The 25,603-nt window shown below is 67.8% G+C and carries 17 protein-coding genes; 8 read left to right on the top strand and 9 right to left on the bottom strand.

The features are described from left to right. Both ACJ8AT_RS36265 and ACJ8AT_RS36260 read right to left on the bottom strand, forming a co-directional pair. Positions 1-1,074 (bottom strand): NAD(P)H-dependent flavin oxidoreductase, encoded by a 1,074-nt coding sequence (locus ACJ8AT_RS36265; protein ID WP_407742548.1) that lies wholly within the window; start codon positions 1,072-1,074, stop codon positions 1-3. A 53-nt stretch (positions 1,075-1,127) separates the two neighbouring features. Then, positions 1,128-1,532, bottom strand: a complete 405-nt coding sequence (locus ACJ8AT_RS36260; RefSeq protein WP_407742547.1) for a DUF4345 family protein — start codon at positions 1,530-1,532, stop codon at positions 1,128-1,130. Positions 1,533-1,686: 154 nt separating this feature from the next. Between ACJ8AT_RS36260 and ACJ8AT_RS36255 the strand changes: the two genes are divergently transcribed. The 5 genes from ACJ8AT_RS36255 (at position 1,687) to ACJ8AT_RS36235 (ending at position 10,251) form a co-directional block, all read left to right on the top strand. After that, a complete protein-coding gene (locus ACJ8AT_RS36255; RefSeq protein WP_407742546.1) occupies positions 1,687-4,428 on the top strand; it encodes an MFS transporter in 2,742 nt (913 codons plus the stop codon). Continuing rightward, positions 4,425-6,674 (top strand): fused MFS/spermidine synthase, encoded by a 2,250-nt coding sequence (locus tag ACJ8AT_RS36250; protein WP_407742545.1) that lies wholly within the window; start codon positions 4,425-4,427, stop codon positions 6,672-6,674. The genes ACJ8AT_RS36255 and ACJ8AT_RS36250 overlap by 4 nt, the downstream gene beginning before the upstream one ends. Positions 6,675-6,799: 125 nt before the next feature. Continuing rightward, positions 6,800-8,143 (top strand): AHH domain-containing protein, encoded by a 1,344-nt coding sequence (locus tag ACJ8AT_RS36245; RefSeq protein WP_407742544.1) that lies wholly within the window; start codon positions 6,800-6,802, stop codon positions 8,141-8,143. A 21-nt stretch (positions 8,144-8,164) separates the two neighbouring features. Further along, positions 8,165-8,728, top strand: a complete 564-nt coding sequence (locus tag ACJ8AT_RS36240) for an imm11 family protein (RefSeq protein ID WP_407742543.1) — start codon at positions 8,165-8,167, stop codon at positions 8,726-8,728. Positions 8,729-8,844: 116 nt separating this feature from the next. Then, on the top strand, positions 8,845-10,251 hold the full coding sequence (locus ACJ8AT_RS36235) for a serine/threonine protein kinase (RefSeq protein WP_407742542.1): 1,407 nt from the start codon (positions 8,845-8,847) through the stop codon (positions 10,249-10,251). A 49-nt stretch (positions 10,252-10,300) separates the two neighbouring features. Here the strand turns inward: ACJ8AT_RS36235 and ACJ8AT_RS36230 are convergent, their stop codons facing one another. From ACJ8AT_RS36230 to ACJ8AT_RS36220, 3 genes are all read right to left on the bottom strand, one after another. After that, entirely contained in the window at positions 10,301-10,837 is a 537-nt protein-coding gene (locus ACJ8AT_RS36230; protein ID WP_407742541.1) for a hypothetical protein, read from the bottom strand. 77 nt (positions 10,838-10,914) lie between these two features. Then, positions 10,915-12,087 carry a thiolase family protein gene (locus tag ACJ8AT_RS36225; RefSeq protein WP_407742540.1) on the bottom strand — a complete coding sequence of 391 codons (1,173 nt, stop codon included), beginning with the start codon at positions 12,085-12,087 and terminating at the stop codon, positions 10,915-10,917. Between the two features lie 84 nt (positions 12,088-12,171). Beyond that, positions 12,172-14,571 carry a 3-hydroxyacyl-CoA dehydrogenase/enoyl-CoA hydratase family protein gene (locus tag ACJ8AT_RS36220; RefSeq protein WP_407742539.1) on the bottom strand — a complete coding sequence of 800 codons (2,400 nt, stop codon included), beginning with the start codon at positions 14,569-14,571 and terminating at the stop codon, positions 12,172-12,174. Positions 14,572-14,683: 112 nt separating this feature from the next. On the opposite strand from ACJ8AT_RS36220, the gene ACJ8AT_RS36215 reads away from it, so the two are divergent. Then, complete coding sequence (locus tag ACJ8AT_RS36215; protein WP_407742538.1) at positions 14,684-16,438, top strand: M1 family metallopeptidase; 1,755 nt, start codon at positions 14,684-14,686, stop codon at positions 16,436-16,438. A 9-nt stretch (positions 16,439-16,447) separates the two neighbouring features. Here ACJ8AT_RS36215 and ACJ8AT_RS36210 read toward each other — a convergent pair whose 3' ends face one another. The 4 genes from ACJ8AT_RS36210 to ptsP all read right to left on the bottom strand — a co-directional run bounded on the left by ACJ8AT_RS36210 (position 16,448) and on the right by ptsP (position 22,509). Beyond that, entirely contained in the window at positions 16,448-16,669 is a 222-nt protein-coding gene (locus tag ACJ8AT_RS36210; RefSeq protein ID WP_407742537.1) for a hypothetical protein, read from the bottom strand. A gap of 148 nt (positions 16,670-16,817) precedes the next feature. After that, positions 16,818-18,668 carry a PTS fructose-like transporter subunit IIB gene (locus ACJ8AT_RS36205; RefSeq protein ID WP_407742536.1) on the bottom strand — a complete coding sequence of 617 codons (1,851 nt, stop codon included), beginning with the start codon at positions 18,666-18,668 and terminating at the stop codon, positions 16,818-16,820. Then, complete coding sequence (gene pfkB / locus ACJ8AT_RS36200; protein WP_407742535.1) at positions 18,665-19,630, bottom strand: 1-phosphofructokinase; 966 nt, start codon at positions 19,628-19,630, stop codon at positions 18,665-18,667. Before pfkB ends, ACJ8AT_RS36205 begins: the two co-directional genes overlap by 4 nt. Beyond that, positions 19,630-22,509, bottom strand: a complete 2,880-nt coding sequence (ptsP, locus tag ACJ8AT_RS36195; RefSeq protein ID WP_407742534.1) for a phosphoenolpyruvate--protein phosphotransferase — start codon at positions 22,507-22,509, stop codon at positions 19,630-19,632. Before ptsP ends, pfkB begins: the two co-directional genes overlap by 1 nt. Positions 22,510-22,758: 249 nt before the next feature. Here ptsP and ACJ8AT_RS36190 point away from each other — a divergent pair, with 249 nt between their 5' ends. Together ACJ8AT_RS36190 and ACJ8AT_RS36185 are read left to right on the top strand one after the other, a co-directional pair. Further along, a complete protein-coding gene (locus ACJ8AT_RS36190; protein ID WP_407742533.1) occupies positions 22,759-23,889 on the top strand; it encodes a VIT1/CCC1 transporter family protein in 1,131 nt (376 codons plus the stop codon). Positions 23,890-24,147: 258 nt separating this feature from the next. Further along, positions 24,148-25,603: ABC transporter permease (locus tag ACJ8AT_RS36185; protein WP_407742532.1), on the top strand; the 1,456-nt coding region annotated here is incomplete at its 3' end.

The raw sequence follows: 25,603 nt of genomic DNA, 5'->3' as shown, positions 1-25,603 counted from the left end.
TCACTCAAGGGCCGCGCGAAGGACTGACTCGGACTCGCGGATCAAGGCCCGGACGAGCTCCGCGGCGGACACGTCTCGAGACAGCGCCGCGGCCTGTCCCGCCCACAGGGCCATGAAGCGGGTGTCGCCCTGCTTCGCCGCGGCGGCTCTCAAGGGACTCGTGGCGTAGTGCTGGGCCGGGAACGGGAGCAGGGCCTTGCTGCCTTCGAGGGCCTCGATGAACTCGTTGGAGATCATGCGGCCCGGGCGGCCCGTGAACGCGCGAGTAACGCGGGTCGCATCATCCCGGGTCGAGCGAAGCGCAGCCTTGTGAGCCTGGGCGGTCCCGGCCTCGCGAACCGTCAAGAAGGCCGTGCCGAGCTGCACACCGCTCGCCCCGAGCATGCGCGCGGCGGCGATGCCGCGGCCATCCATGATTCCCCCGCTCGCGATGACGGGGAGCTTCACCGCATCGACGACCTGGGGAACGAGCGCCATCGTCCCGACCATCGCCGCCTCGAACGGACCGGCGAAGGAGCCTCGGTGTCCGCCGGCCTCCGCGCCCTGGGCCACGATGAAATCAACCCCCGCGGCCTCGAGCTGCCGAGCCTCCTGGACGGTCGTGGCCGTTCCCCCCACCAGAATGCCCCGGGACTTGAACGCCTCGAGCACGTGGGCCGGTGGAATGCCGAACGTAAAGCTGAAGATGGCCGGGGCGGCTTCGAGCACCGCCTCGACCTGCTTGAAGAAGTCAGGCAACGCGGTCGCCGGAGCCTGGGGCACGGGCACCCCGACCTGCTGATAGTAGCGCCCGAGGATCTCCAGCATGGGAGCCGGCTCGACGCTCGCCTGGGGGCTTGTGGGAGAGAACAGGTTGATGGCGAACGGCCGCTGCGTGAGCGCACGCACGGCTCGCGCCTGACGGACGATGTCCTCGGGTTGCAGGTAGGAGGCGCCGATAGCGCCCAGCCCTCCGGCATTGGAGACCGCCGAGACCATCTCCGGCGTGGTGACTCCGCCGCCCATGGGGGCCTGAATGAGCGGATGTTCCACCCCGAGCCGAGCCGCCAGCTTGCGCCACGCACTTGAGTCCATGACAGGGCACCTCCCGCTTCCTTGCCTAGCAAAGTGCGTCGGGCGGCGCATCTTCAGAAGCAAAGCGTGCCTCGCGTGTACGCGAAGATGAGGATCGCCCCGATCGCTTCGGAGCCCAGGAAGAAATAGAAGATCGGACGCGGCCGGCCCTCCACGAGAAGGGAGACCACTCGCGCCACGACGCCCAGGGTCATCGTTGCCAGGAAGAGCCGATTGAAGGGCCGCTCGGTGAAGATCTCGTGCCGCCAGAGCAGCGCGAAGAGCCCGAAGCCGCACTCGATCGCCCGGAGAAAACGATACTGGCTGACCAGACTCGCGCCCGTGCGGCGCTCCAGGGTACTCGGATCCATGCCGAAGAGGAGCCGGTGGTCGAGCCTCGCCCCGAGCACACCCCAGCCTCCAGCAATGATGAGCAAGCCGACGTAGCCATAGAAGAAGATCTCGGTCAGGAGCTTCATGGTTCCCCCCGCAGTGTCCGAGAGCCTTGGAGCCGCTTTGTGACGAGCGGCGCTCGGCCGGTGGGCTACAGCCCTGTCTCGTGGCGGCGCGCGGCATGCCCAGCAGGCAGCCGGGCAGAAGAACCCTCTCCTGTGGCATCCTCACGCGACCCACATGGCCGCCCCCGCCCCCACCGCCCAGCATTGGGTGCTGCGTCTCTTCTTCGTCTCGGGCCTCTCAGGGATCCTCTTCGAGGTCCTCTGGACTCGGATCTTCACGTTCCTGCTCGGGGGCACCACCCACAGCGTCACCGCCGTCATCACGGCGTTCATGCTGGGCCTCGGGCTGGGCTCGTACCTCTTCGGCAGGATGGCGGACCGCCACCCCCGGCCGCTGCGCATCTATGGGCTGCTGGAGCTGGGCGTCGCCTTCAGCGGGCTCCTCGCGTTCTACGCCTTCCACCGCATCGACTCGGTCTACTCGGCGCTCTATGCCCTGGCGCCGCAGGCCACGATCAAGTGGCTCGTCTTCGTCATCGCCTTTGCCTTTGTCTCCATCACCGCCACGCTCATTGGTGGCACCCTGCCCGTGCTCGCCCGGTACGTGGTGGACCGTGACGAGGGGCTGAAGGCCGCGCTGGGCCAGCTCTACTCCATCAACACCCTGGGAGCGGCCGCGGGCGCCATCCTCATGATCGGGCTGGTGTGGGTGCTGGGCTACGAGGTGGGCTATCACCTCGCGCTCACGCTCAACGCCGTGACGGGTCTGGCGGCCTTGCTCCTGGCCCGCCGGGAGAGCTCGGCGCCGCGCTCCGATGACGAAGCCCCTGCCACCTCCCCTGCTCCCACCGAGGCGAGGGAGGCCATCGACGGCCGCATCCTCCTGCCCGCCTTCGCGATCTCCGGCTTCTGCGCGCTCGCCTACGAGGTCATCTGGTTCCGCCTGCTCGACTTCCTCCTGCTGGGCCGGTTGACCACCTTCGCCTGCGTTCTATCGGTGTACTTGCTGGGCATCAGCCTTGGCAGCGTCGCGTTCAGCCGCTGGAGCCCCTCGGGCCTGAGCGATCTCAAGCTGTTCGTGGCCTTCGAGGCCCTGCTGGGGTTCCTCGGGCTCGTCAGCCTGCCGCTGCTATCCGTGATCAGCGGATGGGGGAACCGAACGGTCAGTATCGCCGCCGGCTTCCTCATCCTGTTTGCGATGACGCTGCTGCTGGGCGGGCTCTTCCCCCTGGCGGGCAAGCTCTACGCGGGGCCGCTGCGCCTGCTCGGAAGGTCCGTGGGGAACATCTACTCGGCCAACACGGCGGGCTCGGTGCTGGGCTCGTTCCTGACGGGCTTTGTCCTGTTCCCCGCCATCGGCACCTCGAACACGCTGCTGCTCGTGGCGGGGCTCAACCTGGCCATCGCGGCGGGCGTGGCTGTCCTCTCGGTGCGCCCTCTGAGTGCCCGGTGGATCGGGTTGAGCGCGGGGCTCGCGGTGCTGGGGTTGGCCGGCTGGGTCAGTGAAGACTGGATCACGCACTACTACGAGCACGTCAGCCTCCGTCCGGACTTCCGGATCATCGCGGAGCGCGAGAGCAGCTTGCAGCCGGTGCTGGTGGCGGAGAATCCCCAGGGCGAGCGCGTCCTCCTGGGAGGCCCCTTTCAGTCCGGCGAGACGGTGCCGGCGCGGAGGCAGACACAGAAGCTCCAGGCCCACCTGCCCATGCTCGTGCACCCGAATCCGCAGCGGGTGCTGGAGATCGGCTACGGCGTGGGAGAGCTCGCGCGCACCCTGCTGCTCTACAACCCGGAGCTGCTCCACCTGGTGGAGCTCGACGAGAACATGGTCCCGATGGCCGAGCAGTACTTCGGGGCGCTCAACGAGCACGCGAGCCAGAAGCCCAACGTGCGCGTGGACGTGATGGACGGCCGTCACTTCCTGAAGATGAGCCAGGAGCAGTACGACGTCATCATGTCGGACTCGATGATCCTCGCCAGCGAGGGCAGCCTCCGGCTCTACACGCAGGAGCACTTCCGCGAGGCGCGCCGGCACCTGCGGCCCGGAGGCGTGGCGCTCGCGTGGCTGCCGCTCAACGCGGGCACGAGCAAGGCGATGGTGATCCTGAAAACGTTCCAGGAGGTCTTCCCGCAGAGCCTGCTGTGGCTGCCGCTGGGCCTGAACACGCAGGAGGCGTTCATCATCGGCTTCCGGGACGAGGCGCGGATCGATCTCAAGGCCTGGCAGGAGAAGTACGAGCAGGTGGCGCGCGAGGATCTCCAGTCCTTCGGCTGGGACTCTCCAGGGCTCTTCTTCGGCAGCTTCCGCGCCGGGCCCGAGCAGCTCCGCCAGATCGCCTCACGCATTCCGCTGGTCAACCGGGACATGAACCCGGTGCTGGACTTCCTGCCACAGGAAACCCCCGCCGAGATCGACGCCGCCGTGCGCCAGCTCCTCGTGTACCCGGCGGGCGCGGTCTTCCCGCACCTGCGGGCAGGCCCCGAGTCGAGTGAGGCCCTGACAGTCCTGCGCGACGAGGTCCAGCGCGTCCACGACGCGGACCTGCTCTTCTTCCGCGGCGTCGAGGCCCTCGATCAGTTTGGCGCCCGCCCTCCGGCCGAGGTGCTGGCGAACGCCGACACGCTGACGGCCGACTTCCGGCGGGCGCTCAAGATCTACCCGCGCCACCACGCCGCCGCCGTGTGGATGGCACAGGTCTTGGGACTGGCGGCGAAGGTGCAGCCGCCGCTGGATCCCGAGAAGGCCCGAGGGCTCCTGGAAGAAGCCCTGCGCTACAACCCCTCGGATCTCACCGTGGCCGAGGCGCTCGCCCGGCTGGCGCTGGATCGAGGTGATAAGAGCGAGGCCCACAAGTACCTCGAGCGGGTCCGCACGCTCGCCCCCTACTCGCGGCTCGCCGCCACCGAGATGCCATGAACGACTCACCCGCCACGCTCAGCCGCTCTCGCTTCCGCTTCCTGTGCGCGCTCCTGTTCTGCACGGGGATGACGTCGCTCACCTTCCAGATCATCTGGCTGCGCGGGTTCAGCATCATCCTCGGCAGCACCATCTACTCGATGGCGTGTGTCATCACCGTGTTCATGCTCGGGCTGGGGCTGGGGAGCCTGGCCATGTCGCGGCTGCTGAAGAACGGCCGGCGGCTGGCCGAGCGCCCACTTGCGGCCTACGGCATGGTGGAGCTGCTAGTGGGGCTCAGCTCGCTGATCGTCACCTGGACGCTCTTCACCCACCAGGACTTCTACCTCTCGCTGTCGGGCTCGCCCACGGCGCCGCTGGTGCCCCGGCTGGCCGCGCAGTTCACGGTGTGCCTGGCGCTCATTGGCATTCCCACCGCGCTCATGGGGATGACGCTGCCGCTGCTGAGCCAGCTCGTCGTGGATCGCCGGCAGGTGTCCGCGCTCTACGGCGTCAACACCATCGGCGCGGCCACGGGGAGCATTCTCTCCAGCTTCGTGCTCATCTACTACGTGGGCTGCATCCGGGCCGGAGCCATCGCCACGGTGGTCAACGCCCTCATCTTCACCGCGGCCCTGCTGAGCAACCGGTTCTTCCCGCCCGCCTCGGAGCCCGCCGCCGAGGAGCCTGCCCAGGGCGCCTCTGGAACGCCGGAGGGGCGGATGCTCAGCCGCCCGCTGATGCTGGCGCTGGCGGTGTTCTCGGGCTTCGTGGCGCTCTCGTGTGAGATCACCTGGACGCGCTTCCTGTCGCTGTGCTTCGGCAACCGCATCTATGTGACGAGCATCACGCTGGCCATCATCCTGCTCTTCATGGGACAGGCGGCGCGCATGAGCAGCGCCATGCTGCGCGGGCCGACTCCGCTGTGGCGCATCCTGCTGTACGCGTGCTCGCTGACGTTGATCTCGTTCGCGGGCGCGTTCCTGCTGGAGCGCTCGGCGTTCCAGCCGAAGCAGCCGGAGTGGGTGGTCCTCTTCATCCTGCTGATGGTGGTGTTCCCCGCGACGGCGCTGGGGCTGATCTTCCCGCTGACGCTGGCGGCGAGGCCCGCGGGTGTGACGAACGGGGCGAGCTGGGTGGGGCTGGTGTACGGCATGAACACGCTGGCCAGCCTTCTGGGCTCGCTGGCGAGCGGCTACGTGCTCATCAACCTGATCGGCTCCAACGGCCTCATCGCCTTCAACTCCGTGCTGCTGCTGATGGCCCTGGCGGGGCTGGCGTATGCGTTCCGTCCGCAGTTCAAGCTCACGGACCACGCGCTCGGCGGAGTGGCGGTGCTGGGCTTCCTGGCGATCATCGGGCCGCGCAGCCTCCAGGTGCCGCCGGTGGTGGATGCCGAGAAGGCGGTCGTCCGGAGTGAGGACGCGCACGGCATCTTCAGCGTGGTGCGAGTGGATGAGACCAAGCTGCGGGTGCTGAACAACCGGACGGACCTCGTGTACCTGTACGGGGATCCGAGCACGCAGTACGTGCAGGAGTCGCAGGCGTTCCTGCCGATCCTCTACGCGCCGAAGCTGGAGAAGGTGCTGGTCATCGGCTCGGGGTACGGAATCACGGCGGGGGCCTTCTCGCGAGTATCGGAGGTGAGCTCCATCGACGCGGTGGAGATCGTCCCGGCGCTGATCGAGAACGCGAAGCTGTTCAGCCCGGGTAACCACGACTACTTCTCCAACCCGCGAGTGCAGATCCACGTCACGGACGGGCGCCACTTCCTGGCGACGACGACTGAGCGTTACGACATCATCTCGATCAACGTCTCGGACCCGTACCTGCCGGGCTCATCGAGCCTCTTCAGCCACGAGTTCTACGAGCTAGCCCGTTCGCGACTGAAGCCCGGGGGCGTGCTGGCGCAGCACATCTTCGGGCCGGACATCGCCTCGCTCTACCACGGCATCCACGAGGTCTTCCCGCACGTGAAGGGCATCCCGGCGTACGGGAACGGGCTGACGATCATCGCCTCGGCGGAGCCGCTGCAGCCGCACCAGCGGGAGCTGTTCATGCAGCACTACGACGAGGGCCGAGCCCTGCTGGGGACGATCGGCATCAAGGACGGGCTGGCGGGCTTCGAGCGGCTGGTGTTGCTGGGAGACGAGACCCTGAAGGACCTGTCCTCCCGGACCCCCGCGTTCCGCAACAGCGACGACATGCCCTCGCTGGAGTTCCGCCGGCTGCCAGGGCAGCTCGGCCTCTTCTACTCGAACAACTGAGACTGAGACTGAGCATCCGGCTCTGGCACCACATCTGGCCACCCTCAGCGCTCCTAACCGGTTAGGAGTGCCCCTCCCCCTGCCGCTCCTAACCGGTTAGGAGCGCACGTTGAAGGGAGCACCCCATGCTGTGGCGCATCCTGTGGCGGCTCAATCCGCTGCTGCTGGCGGTGATGGTCAGCTGTGCGGGAGTCCCTCGTGTCCGCGTGGCGATGGAGCGGGGCAAGGCGGTCATCCAGATTCCCCGCACCGTGGAGGCGCAGCCCGTCGAGCTGGAGGAAGAAGAGTACCAGCAGGCCATGAGGAAGCTGGCGCGCCAGGTCCGGCTCACGGGCACCCCACGCCAAACGGCGGAGCGGACGTTTCAGCTCGACCCGATGAGCGGCAACTACCTCTATCTGCTGAGGGACAAGAAGCTGGTGCCCACCGGGCCGGGCGACTGGGACGGCACGTTGACCCAGGCCGACGTGGAGTTGGCCGAGCGCTACCGGCTCTGGTGCCAGCGAGCGCAAGGCACCTCCGGGGATTGTCTCGGAGGCGCGCTGGTGGCCGGGCGCTACCTGGACATGCAAGGCCGGTACATGTGGGCCATGGCCCTGAGCAAGAGCCCCGTGCTGGAGGAGATGAAGAAGGCGCTGGGAGAGATGGTGAACGTCCAGGCGCTGATCAACTCGGCCCTGTGGACGTTGGGCTCCCTGCTCTTGATTCTGGTGCTCAATCCGGTGGCGCCCGCGCTGGTGGCGGCGCTGGGGGTGGGGGTCATTCTCTACGTGGGCTACGCCACGCTCCATGACCTGGTGGCCGGCTGGTTCGAGTTGATGGAGGCGATGAAGGGGGCCACCACCTTCGAGCAGATCCGCGACGCGGGTGAGCGCTTCGGGAGGATTCTGGGGCAAGAGTCCGCCAAGGCGGTGGCCATGCTGCTGCTGGCCGCTATCGGGCAGACGGCGCAGGGGTTCGCGGCGACGGTGCAGACGCTGCCGGGCTCGGCTGAAGTGGCTGCGCAGGCCGAGGAGCAGATGGGACTCTCTCTGCCGGCCCTGGGAACGGTGGAGGAGATCGCGCTGGCGGACGAGGGTGTCACCGTCACGCTGGCCGCCAACGCGGTGGCCATGGCGGCACGGGGCACCGGTGGCGGCAAGGGCCCCTGCGTTGAGAAGCACCACATCGCCACCGTCTGCAACGACAAGGACGCCTCGCGCGGAGGACCGTGGACGCCAAGGTTCCGGAAGATCTTCGCCAGGGCGGGAATGTCGCTGGAGGACCCCGCGAACAAGATGCCTCTGAAAGGGCACTACGGTCCTCACCCTGCGCGGTATCACCAGCTCGTCTACGATGAACTGGACCGTGCAACGCAGATCTGCCGCAGCATCGTGGAGTGCCGGGCAGCCCTGACGGAGGCCCTCAGGACTCTCGCCCAGGATATTGCCACCCCGGGAACCGAGCTGAACCAACTCGTCACCAAGTAGCCTCCGCGCTAGATGGAGCTCATGCCCCTGCGTTTCTTCAGGCTCGCTGACGATGTGTATGTCCCACACCGCTGGCATCTCGACACCCCGAAGGACCGTCATGGTCAGGAGGTGGACTACTGGCAGTTCAGGTTGGGGGTTCCTGTCCACATCCAGGAACGGTTGAGAATCCCCGTAGAGATCCCTGGCAAGCCGCTGGACTTCACGGAAGCGAACGTGGGCCTTCCAGTCGTCCATGTCCGGGTCGCGTCCCTGTTCGCAGAGCTGGCCTCGGATGACGTGCAACTGCTCCCCGTGGACGTAGAGGGCCAGCCAGATCAGTACCTCATCCTCGTGGCCACACGCCGATTCCGCTGCATTGACGAGCAGGCCTCCCGGATCCGGCTCTGGACCCATGAAAATGGAGTGCCTCACATGGTGGGTCAGTACATGTCCGTGCGGGACATGCGCATCGACAAGTCCGCAGTGGGCACCGCCCAGGTGTTTCGTTGCGAGGGGTGGGAAGGCCCCCTGATTGTCTCCGAGGCCATCAAGGACAGCTTGGAGAAAATGGGCGCCACCGGCACGAGATTCGAGGAGGTTTAGCGGTTACGGCACTCGCGAAACAGATCGCCGCCCTGGGAACTGCGGTGGCGCATGGCTAGCACCACTCCAACTTAAGAGGTAGGGTGCCACGCCTCCAACTCATTGGGAGGTAAGCCATGATCGACAGCGGCCTGACACACGCGCAGCACCACACCGAGCTGGTGCCAGGTGTCATCATCGGTCCGTGGGTGATCCGCGAGCGACGGGACAGGGGCAGCTTCGGTTGGGTGTTCAAGGTGACGCGCGCCGGCCACCCCGAGGCTGGCTTCTTCGCTCTGAAGATCGCGCTCTACGTTGACGATCCGCGCTTCCCGCGCGAGGTGTGGCTGCTCCAGCGCACCACCCACCCCAGCATCCCTCGCTTCGAGGACCGGGGCTGGTGGAAGAGCAGCAGCGGGCGGGACTTCCCCTACGTCGTCATGGAGTGGGTGGAGGGCCTGCCCCTGTACAAGTGGGCGCGGCAGCAAAAGCCCACCTCTGCTCAGGTCCTCCAGATCCTCGCGCAGCTCGCTGGAGCCCTGGCTGCGGCCCACGCTGCCGGTGGTGTCCACCGGGATGTGAAGGGGGACAATATCCTCGTGACTGCCGAGGGCCGCGCCGTGCTTCTGGACTGGGGGTGCGGCACGCATGAGGGTGCCCACGGTGTGACGGACACGGTGCTGCCCCCAGGCACCTCGAGCTACAGGGCTCCGGAGGCTGTGCGCTGGGCTTGGGCGCATCGGAAGACGGGAGAGCCCTATCAGGCCGGCCCGGCGGATGACGTGTACGCGTTGGGGGCGACCGCCTATCGCCTCTGCACGGACATCTACCCGCCCGCGCCCGAGGAGGGCTCGTTGCCTCAGCGGCGGCTGCTGCCCCCGCGTGAGCTCGCGACGGTGAGCATCGGCCTGGATCGGCTGATCCTGGCCTGCCTCTCTCAGGATCGGCGGGCTCGCCCTTCCGCCGCGGCTCTGGCCATAGGGCTGTCGGCCGCTGCGGCGGAGCGGGAGGCTGCTCAGCCCATCGTGCCCACTCCGGCAGCGGAGGACACAGCCGAGACATCGAGCCCGGGGCCACGCCCACGCTGGCGGTGGTCTTGGCCTTCGTGGGCGTCTACAGCGGTGGCGGCTCTGGGCGGCGGCCTTGCAGCGGGGGCCATGCTGCTCGTGGTCATTCACCTCTGCGCCCGCGTGGCGGCTGGAGCCCTGCCGCCCGAGCGCCGAGCGGAATTGGCGCGCCCAGTGCCCGAGGCTCTTGACGGTGGGGTAGCCGAGGAGGCGCTCATCAGCATGGAGAACATTCCCAAGACCGTCTACTCCCCCATTCTGTCTCTCGGCCGCTCCATGCCCGCCACTCCCTACCCCAATCAGCGTCGGCCGCCGTGCGACCCGAGGGCAGAACGAGCAATCAACGGCGGATGCTGGCTCGGTCCTATCAAGGGTCAGGAACCTCCCTGCGGCGATAGGATGTTTGATTACAAAGGGGAGTGCTACATGGCTTCCTTCAACGCTTCTGCCACACCCACCTCGCAGGAGCCGCGATGAACTCGCGCAAGCTTTTGCCAGTCGCTGATTCGCCCACTCGAGCAACTGGCTACTGGGGCTTCCACTGCGAGCGAATCCGCTCGTAATTCTCCTCCAGGATGGCTGCCACCTCGTGCTTCACGGTGAACTGCACCGCGTCACCGCTCTTGAAGTTCATGTCGACGATCACCTTGTTCGGGCTGATGGTGCTCGTGCTCTCCACAGTGAGCCCGTTCGGCAGCGTCCCAGTGGCCGTCCATGAGCTCCAATCCCACGGGTCCCCGTGCAATTCGCCCGTGAAGCCCGTGGTGGGATCCTCAAACCTCGAGCCCGACACCACGAACGTCAGCGTGTTCTGCTGGACGCCCTGCTGATCATCCTTGGTCATCACGTCCTCGATGATCTGGTGGTTGACCCCATCGAAGACCCGGCGCAGCAACGTCTCGCCCGTCCCGGTCACCTGCCCATCCGGAGCCCGGGTCGTGTTGATGCCCTTGTAATAGTTGGTGTTCACGTGCGTGGCCGGATCCTGGCCGCACCCCAGGACCGCCGCCGCGCCCACCACCAGAGCAGTCACCGCTACCCACTGCCGCGTTCGCATCGACATTCCCTCCAAAAGAAACGGCCTCGCCCCGAGCCGAGGAGAGGCCTGTTCCAACAACAGTATAGGTCTACCGCTCCCAGCTACTTCGCCAGCTCGATGAGCGCCGCGGCGCCCATGCCGCCACCAATGCACATGGTGACGACGCCGTAGCGGCCGTTGCGGCGCTTCAGCTCGTACAGGATGGTGCCCACCATGCGCGCACCGGACACTCCCAGCGGGTGGCCCAGGGCGATGGCGCCGCCGTTCGGGTTCACCTTGTCCAGCGGGATGCCCAGCTCGCGGATGCAGTGCAGCGCCTGCGCCGCGAAGGCCTCGTTCAGCTCGAAGACGTCAATGTCCTCGATCTTGAGCTTGTTCTTCGCCAGCAGCTTCTTCACCGCCGGGATGGGGCCAATGCCCATGATCTCCGGCGGCACGCCCGCCACCTGGAAGTCCAGGAAGTAGCCCAGCGGCTTCACCCCGAGCGACTTCGCCTTCTCCTCGCTCATCACCACCGCCGCCGCCGCGCCGTCCGTCAGCGGCGAGGCGTTACCCGCCGTCACCACGCCCTTCGCGTTGAACGCCGGCTTCAGCTTCGCCAGGCCCTCCAGCGTGGTGTCCGGCCGGAGGATGGTGTCGAACGTGACGGTCACCTGCTTCGGCTTGCCGTCGTCGTCGAACATCGTCGTGGTGATGGGGAGGATCTCCTCCTTGAACTTGCCCTGCTCGCGAGCCGTGGCCGCCCGGCGCTGGGACTCGTAGGCGAACTTGTCCGCGTCCTCACGGCTCACGCTGTAGCGCGTGGCGATGTTCTCCGCCGTCGCGCCCATGGAGGTGTAGACCTCCGGGTGCTTGTCCATGATCTCCGGGTTGGCGCTCACCTTGTTGCCGCCCATGGGCACCATCGTCATGGACTCGGTGCCGCCGGCGACCGCCACCTGGATCATCCCCGCCTGAATGGCCTGCGCCGCCTGGGCGATCGACTGTGTGCCCGACGAGCAGAAGCGGTTGATCGTCATCGCCGGCACGCTGTCCGGCAGCCCCGCCAGCAGGGTGGCCTGGCGAGCCACGTTCATCCCCTGCTCGGCCTCCGGCATGGCGCAGCCGAGGATCACGTCCTCCACGTCCTCGGGCTTGAGGCCCGGCACGCGCGCCACGGCCTCCTTGATGACGTGGGCCGCGAGCGTGTCGGGCCGCGTGTCCTTGAACTCTCCCTTGTGCGCGCGGGTGAACGGGGTCCGCACCGCGCTGGCAATCACGACTCGGCTGGCCATCTTGCGTCTCCTCGCCTGGACAGCGTCCAGGCAATCAAAGTCCTCATCTGCGTAGCTCTGCGAACGTTGGATAAAGGCCGCGAGCTAGTTCCGCAGCGGCTTGCCCTTCTCCAGCATGTACATGAGCCGATCCTGGGTCTTCTCCTCGCCGCACAGGCTCATGAAGGCCTCCAGCTCCAGCTCCAGCAGCCGCTCCTCGGTGAGGAGCACGGAGGGGCTGGTGTCCCCACCGGTGAGCACCCGCGCCAGCTTCTGGGCGATCTTCCGGTCGTGCGCGGAGATCTGGTTGTTGAGCTGCATGTCGTACAGCATCATGTCGATGGTGGCCGCGCCGCTGGGCCCCGGCAGGCGGAAGCGCGTAGGCCGAGGCGCCCGGAAGCCCGACTTCGCCATGCCCAGCACGCGCTGCTTGGCGTCCGCCAGGAGGAAGTCCCGGTTGGCGCTGAGGCCGTCGCTGGCGCTCAGGAAGCCCAGCTCCCGAGCCTCCTCCGCGCTGGTGGCCACCTTCGCCATGCCGATCGCCAGGAACACCTTCTTGAGGAAGGGCAGCGCGTCGAAGTCCTTGTCCGCCGCGTAGGGGCCGAAGAGGTTGCGCAGCAGCATCATCGTTCCGCCGCCGCCGGGGATGAGGCCCACGCCCACCTCGACGAGGCCCATGTACAGCTCCGCCGAGGCCTGGATGGCGTTGCCGCCCATCGTCACCTCCGCGCCGCCGCCCAGGGTGAGGTTGAAGGGCGCCGTCACCACCGGCACCGGGCTGTAGCGCATGCGCTGGTTGGCCGCCTGGAACGCCGAGGCCATCTTCCGGATGGCGTCGAACTCGTCGCTCTTGGCCGCCATCAGCAGGCCCGCGATGTTGGCGCCCGCCGAGAAGTTCGCCCCGTCGTTGCCGATCACCAGGCCCAGGTGGTTCTTCTCCGTCTCGTCCAGGGCCTTGTTCATCATCGCGATGATGTCATCGTCGATGGAGTTCATCTTCGAGTGGAACTCCAGCAGCGTGACGCCGTCACCCATGTCCCACAGCGAGGCGCTGTCGTTGCCGGTGATCTTCTTGTTGCCGCGCTTGAGGTACTCCACGCGAGCGGTGCGCTCGTTCTCCTGCACCGGCTTCACCGACTTGCTGGGGATGTCCCAGTAGGTGTCACGGCCGTTCTGCACGCCGTAGAAGGACTCGCGGCCCGCGGCCAGCATCTCCTCCACCCAGGCGGCCGGCTTGAGGCCCAGCTCCTTCATGCGCGCCACGCCCGCCTTCACCCCGTACGCGTCCCACGTCTCGAAGGGGCCCAGGTCCCACCCGAAGCCCCAGCGCACGCCGCGGTCCACGTTGACGATGTCATCGGCGATCTCGGGGATGCGGCGGCTGGAGTAGGCCAGCACGTCCAGCGTCACCCGCTCGGCGAACTTCGCGGCCTTGTCCTGGCCCTTCATCACCACGGCCACGCGCTCGCGCACGTCCTCCACGTCCTTGGCGGCGCCCAGCGACTCGAAGCGCACCTTGGCCTGCGGCCGGTACTCGAGCGTCTTCAAGTCCAGCGCGAGGATCTCCTTCTCCCCGTCACCACCGCCGCCCTTGGACTTCTTGTAGAAGCCCGAGCCGCTCTTGTCGCCCAGCATCCCCTTCTCCACCATCTTCTGGAGGAAGTCGGGGATGGCGAACGTCTGGCGCTCCTCGTCCTGGGTGAGCGTGTCGTAGCAGTTCTTCGCCACGTGGACGAAGGTGTCCAGGCCGACGATGTCCGCGGTGCGGAACACGGCGGACTTGGGCCGCCCCATGGGGGGACCGAAGATCTTGTCCACCTCCTCCACCGTCATCTCCGCCTTCACCATGTCCGAGAGGGTCTTCATCATCCCGTACACGCCGATGCGGTTGGCGATGAAGTTCGTGGTGTCCTTGCCGTAGACGATGCCCTTGCCGAGCACCTCCTCGCCAAAGCGGTGGAGGGTGCGCACCACCTCGGGATCCGTCTCCTTGCCGGCCACCAGCTCCAGCAGCTTCATGTAGCGCACGGGGTTGAAGAAGTGCGTCACCAGGAAGCGCTTGCGGAACTCGGCGCCGCGGCCCTGCAGCATGCCGACGATGGAGAGGCCCGAGGTGTTGGAGCTGACGATCGCGTCCTTGCGCGCGTGCTGCTCCACCTTGGCGAACAGGGCCTGCTTGACGGCCATGTCCTCCTTCACCACCTCGATGACCCAGTCGCACTCGGCGAGGCGGGCCATGTCGTCCTCGAAGTTGCCCACCTCGATGGCGGTGAACACCTGCTCGGAGACGATGGGGCTGGGGCGCTGCTTGCGCATGTTGGCCAGCGCGCCCAGCACGAACTTGTTGCGGAAGGCCTTGGAGGAGGTGTCCTCGCCCGGCCCTGCCTTGGGCGGGACGATGTCCAGCAGCAGCGCGCGCACGCCCGAGTTGGCCAGGTGCGCGGCGATGCCACTGCCCATCACGCCAGCGCCCAGCACTGCCACTTTGCGGATCCGCGTCGTCATCAAAAAGGCTCCCTGTGGGGAAGAGGGGACTGCACAAATGTCGGCGTTTGACCCGAAAGTCAATCGAGAGTCTCGCCAGTGGGTCGCCCTTACGACTACAACCTGTGGGCCCATGCCCCGCCTCGACCCGCACTCGTACAACGACAGCACCCAGCCCGAGACTGAATCCCTTGACTGGAAGGCCCGTGTGGACTTCCGGACGCACCGCCTGCACGCGGAGGTGACGCTCACCCTCAAGGAGGCCTCCGCCGGACCGCTGGATCTGGACACTCGGGATCTCGACATCCGTGCAGTGGTGGATGCTCAGGGAAAACCCCTGCCCTTCCACCTGGCGCCCCCCGAGCCCATCCTGGGCAGCCGGCTGCGCGTGGAGCTGCCCGCGGGGCTGCGCCAGCTCACGGTGCGCTACCGGACTTCTCCCCAGGCCAGCGCGCTGCAGTGGCTCACGCCCTCGCAGACGGCGGGCGGGCAGCACCCGTTCCTCTTCAGCCAGTGCCAGGCCATCCACGCCCGCTCGGTGATTCCGCTCCAGGACACCCCGCGAATCCGCATCCGCTACAAGGCGGCGCTCACCCTGCCCAAGGCGCTCAAGGCGGTGATGGCCGCCGGCTTCGTGCACCGCGAGGAGCCGAGCGTGGAGGCGGTGGAGCACTACGAGATGCCGCAGCCCATCCCCCCGTACCTGCTGGCGTTCGCGGTGGGGAGCCTGGCGGCGAAGGAGCTCGGGCCGCGCTCGCGCGTGTGGGCCGAGCCGGAGCTGCTGGAGAGCGCCGCCTCCGAGTTCGAGGACGTGGACGCCATGCTGCGCGTGGCCGAGTCCCTGTTCGGCGCGTATGACTGGGAGCGGTTCGACTTGCTCACCATGCCTCCCTCGTTCCCGTACGGCGGCATGGAGAACCCGCGGCTGACGTTCCTCACGCCGACGCTGCTGGCCGGGGACAAGAGCCTGGTGAACGTGGTGGCGCACGAGCTGGCCCACTCGTGGACGGGCAACCTGGTGACGAACGCCTCGGCGGAGCACTTCTGGCTCAACGAGGGCTTCACCGTGTTCGCCGAGCGCCGCATCCTCGAGGCCCTGGAAGGCCCGGAGGAGGCCGCGCTGCATGCCGCCCTGGGCCGGCGCTCGCTGGAGACGGCGATCGAGCACTTCCGCGCCCACCCGCACCTCACCGCGCTGCGCACGCACCTGACGGGCATTGATCCGGACGATGTCTTCTCGCAGGTCCCCTACGAGAAGGGCTACCTGCTGCTGTGCGCCATGGAGGCGATGGCGGGGCGCCCGGCGTTCGACAAGTACCTGCGCAAGTACATCGACACGTTCCGCTTCAAGGCGCTCACCACGGAGGACTGGGTGGCCTTCACCGAGCGCGAGCTGCCGGGGGTGCTCGGAAAGGTGAATGGGGAGAGCTACCTGCACCAACCGGGGATTCCGGCCAGCGCGCCCTCGCCCCGCTCGCGGCGGCTGGAGGAGCTGCAGCGCCTCATGGGCACCGTGCCCTCGCAAGAGGCGGTGAAGGAGTGGACGCCCTCCGAGTGGCAGCTCTTCCTGGAGTGGCTGCCGTCGGACACCCCGCGTGACACGCTCCGGGAGCTGGACGAGCGCTTCCAGTTCACGAAGAGCACGAACTCGGAGGTGCTGGTGTCCTGGTTGGTCGCGGCGCTGCGGGCTCAGTACGCCCCCGCGCTGGAGCGCGCCGAGGCATTCCTGGGCGAGGTGGGCCGGATGAAGTACCTCAAGCCGCTCTACAGCACCCTGCACTCCTCGAAGGAGTACCGGAGCAAGGCCCGAGCGATCTTCCAGAGGTACGCCGAGCGCTACCACCCCATCGCCCGCCAGGGCATCGAGGGCATCCTCGCCCGGGCGTGAGCCCCTACGTCATCCGTTTGTCATGAGGTCCGAGACACGGGCCGCGGTCAGCGCTCGATCAAACCACTGATCGAGCGTTGGCAAGTCGGTACACGACAGGATGCGCTTGCGAGTCTCTTCGTCCACGGCGATGCCGCGCACGGTCAGGATCCGCAGCACACCCTCAGCGCGCCCCGCGACAAGCCCCTGCTGGCGCCCCTGCTCCCTGAGCTTCTCCCCCACGGTCATCATCAGTTCCTCCGATCGCTGCTCATCTGAGCTGGACCAGTCCACCTGGGACACCACCTCCGCTTCCGTGATTCAGAGGGCAAAGCCCCTCCGCTTCAGCCCGAACCGTCCAGCGCTGGAGACGCTCACACGCCTCCGCCGGACTGGCGGCTCAGTTCGATGCGGTTGTCGTGCGTTGCGTGGCCAGGGGCCGGGTTGGGGCCTGCCCCGTCGCGTCCGGCATATCAGCCTTGCCGGCCTTGACCAGCGCGTAACCGGCGCCGACCACCAGGGTCCCGGCACAGATCGACAGCAGGTACAGCAACACGTGATTCACGGCATGGGGGATCAGCAGCACGAAGAGCCCGCCATGCGGGGCCATCAACTGCACTCCGAAGTACATCGACAGCGCGCCCGTCAGCGCCCCGCCGATCATGCAGGTGGGAATCACGCGAAGCGGATCCTTGGCCATGAACGGGATCGCGCCCTCCGAGATGAAGCACAGCCCCAGCACCAACGACGCCTTGCCGGCTTCGCGCTCCGGCTCCGAGAACTTGGAGCGGGCGATCATGCTCGCGACGCCCATGCCCAACGGCGGCACCATACCTGCCGCCATGATCGCGGCCATCGGCATCTGCGCGCCAGCTCCGCCCTCCGCGAGCAGACCCACTCCGAAAGTGTACGCCGCCTTGTTGATCGGGCCACCCAGATCGAAGCACATCATTGCTCCGAGCAACACGCCGAGCAGGATCGCGTTGCCCGAGCCCATGTTCTTCAGGAACGCCGTCATGGCGGACATGATCGAGGCCACCGGCGTACCGATGACGTAGATCATCACCAGCCCGGTGAGCAGACTCGCCACGAGCGGGATGATCAGGATGGGCTTCAGAGACTCCACGCTGGCTGGGAGCTTGAGGTAGCGGCTCAGGGCGCGTGACGAGTAGCCGGCGATGAAGCCCGCGGCGATGCCTCCGAGGAACCCCGCTCCCAGCTCGCCCGCGAGATACCCGCCGATCATCCCAGGCGTGATTCCCGGCCGGTCGGAGATCGAATAAGCGATGTAGCCCGCGAGCAGCGGCACCATCAGCTTGAAGGCCGTTCCCCCGCCAATCCGCATGAGCGCCGCCGCCAAGGTGCCTTCCTGCTTGAAGGCCTCGATGCCGAACACGAACGACAGCGCGATCAGCAGGCCGCCTGCGACGACCATCGGCAACATGAAGGACACGCCGGTCAGCAGGTGCCGGTAGGGACCGCGCCGAGCTCCCGACTGGCCTCCTTCACCGCCGCGCTCTTCTGCTGCCGGGCGGATCGCTCCGCTCCCCTGAACCTGCCCCTTCTCCAGGGCATCATGGATCGTCTGGCTCGATTTCTTCAGCGCGGCGCCGGTGGAGGTTCGCCACACGCGCTTGCCCGCGAAGCGTGAGGTGTCGACCTCGATATCGCAGGCCAGGATGACGACTTCGGCCTCTCGGATCTCCTCCGGAGTCAGCTTGTTCTGGGCCCCCACCGAGCCCTGCGTTTCGACACGAAGCGGGTAGCCCAGTCCGCTCGCGGCCTGGGTGAGCGCCTCGGCCGCCATGAACGTATGGGCGACTCCGGTCGGACAGGCGGTGACGGCCACAATCTTCGTCGGCCCGGAAGCGGCGGACTTCGGCGCAGGTCCAGCAGACGGAGCTCCGGTGGCGCCAGCGGCGGCGGCGCCAGTGGCCTCGGTCAGCGGACGGGCCTGACTCTCGGCACGTGCCAGGAATGTGTCCGGCGCTGGCAGCGCCTGTGCGGTGGAGGCCTGATAGACGCGCTTGCCGATGAAGCGCTTGAGCTCCACTGGCGCGCTCGCCGCGATGACGACCAGATCAGCGGCGGCGATCGTGGCCGGGGCGAGCGGAACCAGCGGCTCGAGCCGGCTGTGCATCTCCACTGACACCTTCCAACCGCGCCGAGTCGCGGCACGCTCGAGGGCGCGTGCGGCCAGGAAGGTCGTGGCCACGCCGCTGGGACAGGCCGTGACGATGATCACGTTCATCGGTGCGTCTCCCGGGTGAGCTGCTTCACGGACAGTTCCTGGACGAGGGTCTGTTGCTGGAGCACTTCGAAATCCGTGGCGTTCGGATCGCCCACGCCTACGTGGCGCACGGATTCAGCGGCGAGCGCCGTCGCGAAGCGCAGGCTCCGCTCGCGCGGCCACCGGGACAACACGCCGTGGAGCGATCCCGCCAGCAGCGTATCGCCCGCTCCGACAGTGCTGACGACGGAGACCCGTGGCGGTCTGGCCATCAGGGCGCTGCCTCGCTGGGCCCAGATGACTCCCTCGGCCCCTACTGAAAGCAGCACGTCATCGATGCCCTCGGTATTGAGCCGCAGCGCGGCCCTGAGGCGCTCTTCGGGCGTATCGAGCGAGTGGCCCGCCCAGCCGGCGAGCTCGGTCTCATTGGGTTTGACGCCAGAGGGCCGTGCGGCCAGACCGGCCACCAGAGCCGGACCGCTGGTATCGAGCCAGACCGGCACCTTGCGCTCACGGATCCCGGTGATGAGGCCCGCGAATTGCTCGGGCGCGACGTTGGGCGGCAGGCTGCCAGAGACCACCACCGCATCGAGCCCTGGCAGCAGCGGCCAGAGCCTCTCAATCAGCTCCTCCAGCGAGCGCTCCGGAATCCGTGGGCCCGGCCCGTTCAGGTCGGTGACTCGTCCGTCCTGCTCGGAGAGCTTCGCGTTGATGCGTGTCTCGCCCGGCACTCGGACGAACGCGTCACGCAATCCGCACTCGGCGAAGGTCCGCACGAAGGCGGTCTCGTTGTCGGCGCCGAGCAACCCCGACACCGTGACGTCATGCCCCAGCCCCGCGAGGACACGCGCCACGTTGATGCCCTTGCCACCGGCATCGAGGCGGGTGCTCTCGGTCCGGTTGACCTCGCCGAGCCGGATGGCTCCGGCGCGAATCGAGAGATCCAGGGCGGGGTTCAGCGTCAGCGTCAAGACTCGCGCCATCAGGCTGCCTCCAGGGCCTCGCGCACCGCGGGAGCGGTGGGTTGCCTCAGCGCGAGCGCGGCGAGCTCGCGGGCCTGGGGCAACGTCAACTCACGGATGCGGGCTTTCACCAGCGGCACTCGGGGGCTGCTGACGGACAGCTCATCCACGCCCAGCCCCACCAACACCGGAATCGCCAAGGGATCGGAGCCGAGCTCTCCGCAGACGCCCACCCACCGTCCCTCGGCGTGGGCGGCCTCGACCGTCAGGCGAATCATCTGGAGCACGGCGGGATGCAGCGCATCCGACTGCGCGGACAGCTGGGGATGATCGCGGTCGATCGCGAGCGTGTACTGGGTGAGATCGTTGGTTCCAATCGAGAAGAAGTGAGCCTCCTTCGCGAGCGTGGGTGCCAGCAGCGCACAGGACGGCACCTCGATCATGATGCCGAGTTGGACATCGGCTGCCTTCACCTCGGCCTGGACGCGGTCGAAGATGGCCTTGCCTGCTCGGAACTCGTCCACGTCCTTGACCATGGGAAACATGATGCGCAGCGGGCGAGCACCCGCCGCGGTCAGCAGGGCACGCAGTTGCGTCTCGAGCACCTCCGGACGCGTCAGCGTCAGGCGAATGCCGCGCAGACCAAGGAACGGGTTGTCCTCCGGCGGCATCGGCCAGTACGCCAGCGGCTTGTCGCCTCCCACATCGAGCGTGCGCGCAACCAGCGGGCGCCCCGCCAATGCATCGAACGCCCTGCGGTATTCGCCAATCTGCGTCGCCAGATCCGGCATCTGCGGATGGGCCATGAACACGAACTCGGTGCGCAGCAGGCCGATGCCCTCGGCCCCTCGCTCGATGGCCTCGGCGGCGTGCGCGGTGTTGCCAATGTTCGCGCCGACCTCGACGCGGTGACCATCCCGAGTCCGTGCCTCTTCGTGGCGCCGGCTGTACGCCGCCTGCTGAAGCACCTGCTTCTCTTCCATGCGCCGCTCGGTGCGCTGACGGCGTGCCGAGCTGGGCGCGGCGACGACTCGGCCGGTGTCACCATCGACGATCAGCTCGACCCCCGAGGCGAGCGCCAGAACGCGCTCGCCCGCTCCGACCACCGCGGCGATACCCAGCGCCCGGGCGAGGATCGCGCTGTGCGCCGTGGCTCCTCCGCGCGCCGTGACGATCCCGCGCACCTTCGCCGTGTCCAGCCGCGCGACGTCGGAGGGCCCCAGGTCCTCGGCCACCAGGATGTACGGCTGCTCGGGGGGGATCGGCATCTCGATGCCACACAGCAGCCCGAGCACGCGGCGGCCCACGTCACGCAGATCCGCGGCGCGTCCCGCCAGCAACGGGTCGGAGAGCGCCTCCTGCGCACGGGCCGCGGTGTCGATCGCTCGCCACCAGCCGGCCTCCGCTGACGCGCCTTCACCGATGGCCGCGATGGCCGCGTCGCGCAGAGCCGGGTCATCCAGCATCTCCACATGGATCGACATGATCTGCGCGACTTCGCCAGCAGCCGTCCGCTGCACGATCATCTTGAGCTGCTGCCGAGCACCAGCGAGCGCGCCCTCCAGCCGCGCTCGCTCGCGCGCAGCGTCGTCCGCTCGTTCGGAATAGTGGAACTCTGGCAGGCGAAGAACGTAGGCAGGAGCGATCGCCAGCCCTGGAGCCGCCGGGACCGCCGTCAACGGTTCATCCGCCGCCGGTGCGGCGAGCGGTGCTACCGGAGCCACAGGCACCAAGGGGGTGGCCACAGCACGGACCACAGGCTCTGCGGGCACTTCGTTGAGCGGTGTCACCGGCTCGCCCAGTCCCCCGCGGACCGCGTCCGCCAGGGCCGAGACGGCCTTCTCGGCTCCGTCACCCTCGGCCGAGAACACCAACGTCTGGCCGTGCCTCGCCCCAAGCCCGAGGACCTTGATCAGGCTGGTCACCGCGACCGCCTCGCCATCCCCTTCGAGCAATCGAACGAGGACGGGGACAGGCTGCGCTCGCGCCACCAGCACCAGCTCCCTGGCGGGCCGCGCGTGCAGGCCCTGGGCATTGAGCAACTGGACCCGGGCGGTCTTCGCGTGGGCGGATTCGCCCGACAGCCGGGAGAGGATCTGCTCGACCGGCAGGTTCACGAGCTGGGCACCGTCACCACGAGCCAGCAGCGCGTCGAGACGCTCGAGCAGCGCGCGATGAGTATCTCCCTGGGCGGCCAGACAGAAGACGGCGGCAACGTCTCCCGCGTCGTCCTTGACGCTCCGCTTCGGCATCGCCAGCCCCAGCGCGGGAGTCCTCACTCCAGTCGCTCCGTACGCGAGCCAGAGCCCCTGACCCAGGGGGACCGGCATCTGGCCGGCGATTGCCGCGACGAAGCTCGCATCCACACAGCCGACATGGCGCAGGCGGGCCGCCGCGGCCAGCGCCAGCTCCAGCCGGTCACGGGCTGGCACGTCCAGGCAGAGCGTGTCGGCGTCGAACTTAGCCGTCACCAGCTCGCGGGACAGCGCCGCGATGACCTCGTCGGCATTCGTGGCGCGGGCCAGGGTCTCGGCCACGCCCGTTCGCTCCAGCACGTGCGTGAGCTGACGCAGGATGTCGAGGTGCTCGTCGGACTGCGCGGCGATCGTCACCAGCAGATTCACCTGGGATCCGTCGTGCCATTGAACGCCTTCCGGAAACTGCAGCACCCGCACGCCCGTGGCATGCACGTAGCGCCGGCTCTCCAGCGTACCGTGGGGAATCGCGATGCCGCTGCCGAGATAGGTGGAGGACTGAGCCTCGCGGGCGAACAACCCCTCGCGGTATTCAGCCGACACGCGGCCGGCCTCGACCAGGGCCGAGGCGGCCTGCTCCAGCGCCCCGCGCCAATCCGCGGCACGGCAGCCGAGCCGGACATCCTCCCGAGTCAGCGTCAGCATCGATTGAGCCCCTCCGCTTCGAGCATGCAGACAACCGGTTGAATCGTTTCACCAATGCAGGCCGTACGCTGGAGCGTTCACCGCAAACTTCCAGGATTGGAAAGAACGGAGGCAGCAGTCCCCAGAGACGGACAGACGCTTGCTCGCCAGCCCCCAGGGCCTCTCGGAGTTGCTTTCGGAGCCTGTACGGGTGCCTAGCTTGAGACGTACCGTGGGCCCGGCGCAGGACGAAAGGAGGCAGGCGGGCAGATGACTCCTCAAATCGACGTGCGGAAGTACCGGCGCAACTGGCAGGACGAGGTGGACAGCGCCCACGTCTATCGAGCCATGGCCGAGCGGGCCAGCCAGGCCGAGCTCACCCGCATCTATGAGCGGCTGGCCGTGGTGGAGGAGCGCCACGCAACCTTTTGGGAAGAGCAGCTCCGCAAGGCCGGCGCGCCCGTGCCTCCGCGGCGCCCGAGCTGGCGCTCGCGCACCCTCACCTGGATGACGCGGCGCTTCGGCGCGAGCTGGATCCTGCCCACCATGGCCAACCTGGAGCAGGTCAACCGTCATGTCTACGACTCGCAGCCAGAGACACATGGCACCGGCATGCGCCGCCAGGAGGCCTCTCACGCCCGGCTGCTGCGCACCCTGAGCGGACCCCTGGGAGAGGGGCTCCCCGGAGGCACCGTCGCACGGCTCGAGGGCCGGCACCGCGCCATCGGTGGCAATGCGCTGCGCGCGGCGGTGCTCGGGGCGAATGACGGGCTCGTCTCGAACCTCAGCCTGGTGATGGGCGTGGCCGGGGCGAGCCTCTCCGGCCGTGCCATCCTCATCACGGGCCTGGCGGGGATGCTCGCGGGGGCCATCTCCATGGCGCTCGGCGAGTGGATCTCCGTGCAGAGCTCCCGTGAGCTGTCCACGCATCAGCTCTCCGTGGAGAAGGAGGAGCTGGCTCACGCCCCGGAGGAAGAGGAGGAGGAGCTGGCCCTCATCTACGAGTCCAAGGGCGTGCCCGCCCAGGAGGCGCGAGAGCTGGCCTCGCACCTCATCGCGAACCCGAAGACGGCGCTGGACGCGCTCGCGAGAGAGGAGCTGGGCATCGATCCGGAGGAGCTGGGCGGCTCGCCCTGGACGGCGGCGCTCACTTCGTTCGTCCTCTTCGCCATGGGGGCGGTGCTGCCGGTGCTGCCCTTCGTGTTCCTCACCGGCCTCACCGCCATGGTGGCGAGCGTGGCGCTCAGCGGGCTGGGGCTCTTCCTGCTGGGAATCACCATCACGCTGCTCACCGGGCGGGGAATGCTCGCCTCGGGGCTGCGGCAGCTCGTGTTCGGACTGGCCGCCGCGGCCATCACCTTTGGCATCGGGCGGCTCATTGGCGGCTCCGTGGCGGGCTGAAGCAGGAGAGCAGCCCACCTCGGGAGTCAACCCCCTGTCCTCGTGCAACCAAGTGTACGAGAATGGAGCCCTACAAGTACGCTCCAGGCTCTTGTGTGAATCGGCTTCCCACCCCCATCTCCTTCTCCCCGCGCGGCTCATGGAAGCTCCGGCTCACCCTCCTCTGATGGCTCTCCGACTCCCGCATTCTCCCCTCGCCCACGAGGTGTTCCAGAAGCTGATGGCTCGCGCCAGCGCGGTGGCCAGGGGAGGGCGTGGATGAGCCAGCTCAAGCTCCTGCTGGAGGTGGCGCTGCGAAACCTCCTGGCCCGCCGTGTCAATCGCGTCATCGGCGGCATCATCTTCGTGGGCACGTTGGTGGTGGTGGTGGGTGGCTCCATGCTCGACAGCATGGACGAGGCGCTGCGGCGCAGCATCATCGGCAGCCTCGCGGGTCACCTGCAGGTGTACTCGGCCAGCTCCCAGGACGAGCTGGCCCTCTTCGGAGACCTGGGACAGGAGGCGGAGCTCAGCGCCCTGGAGGACTTCTCGCGCGTGAAGGCGGCGCTGCTGAGCCACCCCAACGTGAAGACGGTGGTGCCCATGGGCATCAACGCCGCCTTCATCAGCACGGGGAACACCGCGGACCGGGCGCTCGAGCGCCTCCGAGCGCTGTACCGCCAGCGCGAGGAGAAGGGGGACACTCCGGAGCTCAGCGAGCAGCGCGCCAACCTGAAGGCGCACGTGCGGCAGCTCGTGGCGCTGCTCCAGCAGGACCATGAGCGCAACCGGGCCTTCATCAACGACGCCAACGTCGATCCGCTCGAGAAGGAGGCGCTCGAGAAGGCCCGCTCCGAGGAGTTCTGGGCCAGCTTCGATCAGGATGCGTTCGGCGCGCTGGAGTTCCTGGAGAACCGCATCGCGCCGCAGATGGCGGATGGGGACCTGCTCTACCTGCGCTACGTCGGCACGGACGTGGCGGCATTCCAGCAGAACTTCGACCGGATGCGCATCGTCGATGGCACCGCGGTGCCGCCGGGCCAGCGCGGCATGCTCCTGTCCAAGCTCTTCTACGAGGAGACGCTCAAGCTCAAGGCCGCGTACCGGATGGATCTCCTCAAGCGCGCCCGCGAGACCACGCACTACACCCTGGACAACAGCGCCCGGATGCAGCGGCTGCTGGAGAACAACCGGAACCAGACCCGCGAGATCCTCTACCAGTTGGATCCCCAGAAGCTGGCGCTCATGCGCGAGCGGCTGCAGCGCATCCTCAACAGCCAGGAGCAGGACGTGGAGAAGCTGCTGAGGGCCTTCTTCACCATGGACGACGCCGCCTTCGAGCAGCGCTACACGCAGTTCTACTCGGAGCTGGCCCCGCTGGTGGAGCTGTACCGCCTGAAGCCGGGAGACACCCTGTCCATCACGGGCTTCACCCACAGCGGCTACATGCAGAGCGTCAACGTGCGCATCTACGGCACCTACGAGTTCCAGGGCCTGGAGCAGTCCTCGGTCGCGGGCTCCTTCAGCCTGATGGACATCATGACCTTCCGGGATCTGTACGGCTTCGTCACCGCGGACATGCGGGAGGAGCTCAAGCAGCTGCGGCAGACCAGCGGCGCGAAGGACGTGCCGCGCGAGTCCGCGGAGGCGGAGCTGTTCGGCGGCTCGTCCACCCTGGAGGCCAAGGGGGTGGCGCGGAAGATCGACGAGGACTCGCGGCTGCAGGGGCACGTGG

The sequence above is a fragment of the Hyalangium sp. genome, from assembly GCF_045802625.1.
GTDB lineage: Bacteria > Myxococcota > Myxococcia > Myxococcales > Myxococcaceae > Hyalangium.
The sequence above is the reverse complement of the archived record's forward strand: the minus strand, read 5'-3'. Positions and strand labels throughout refer to the sequence as shown.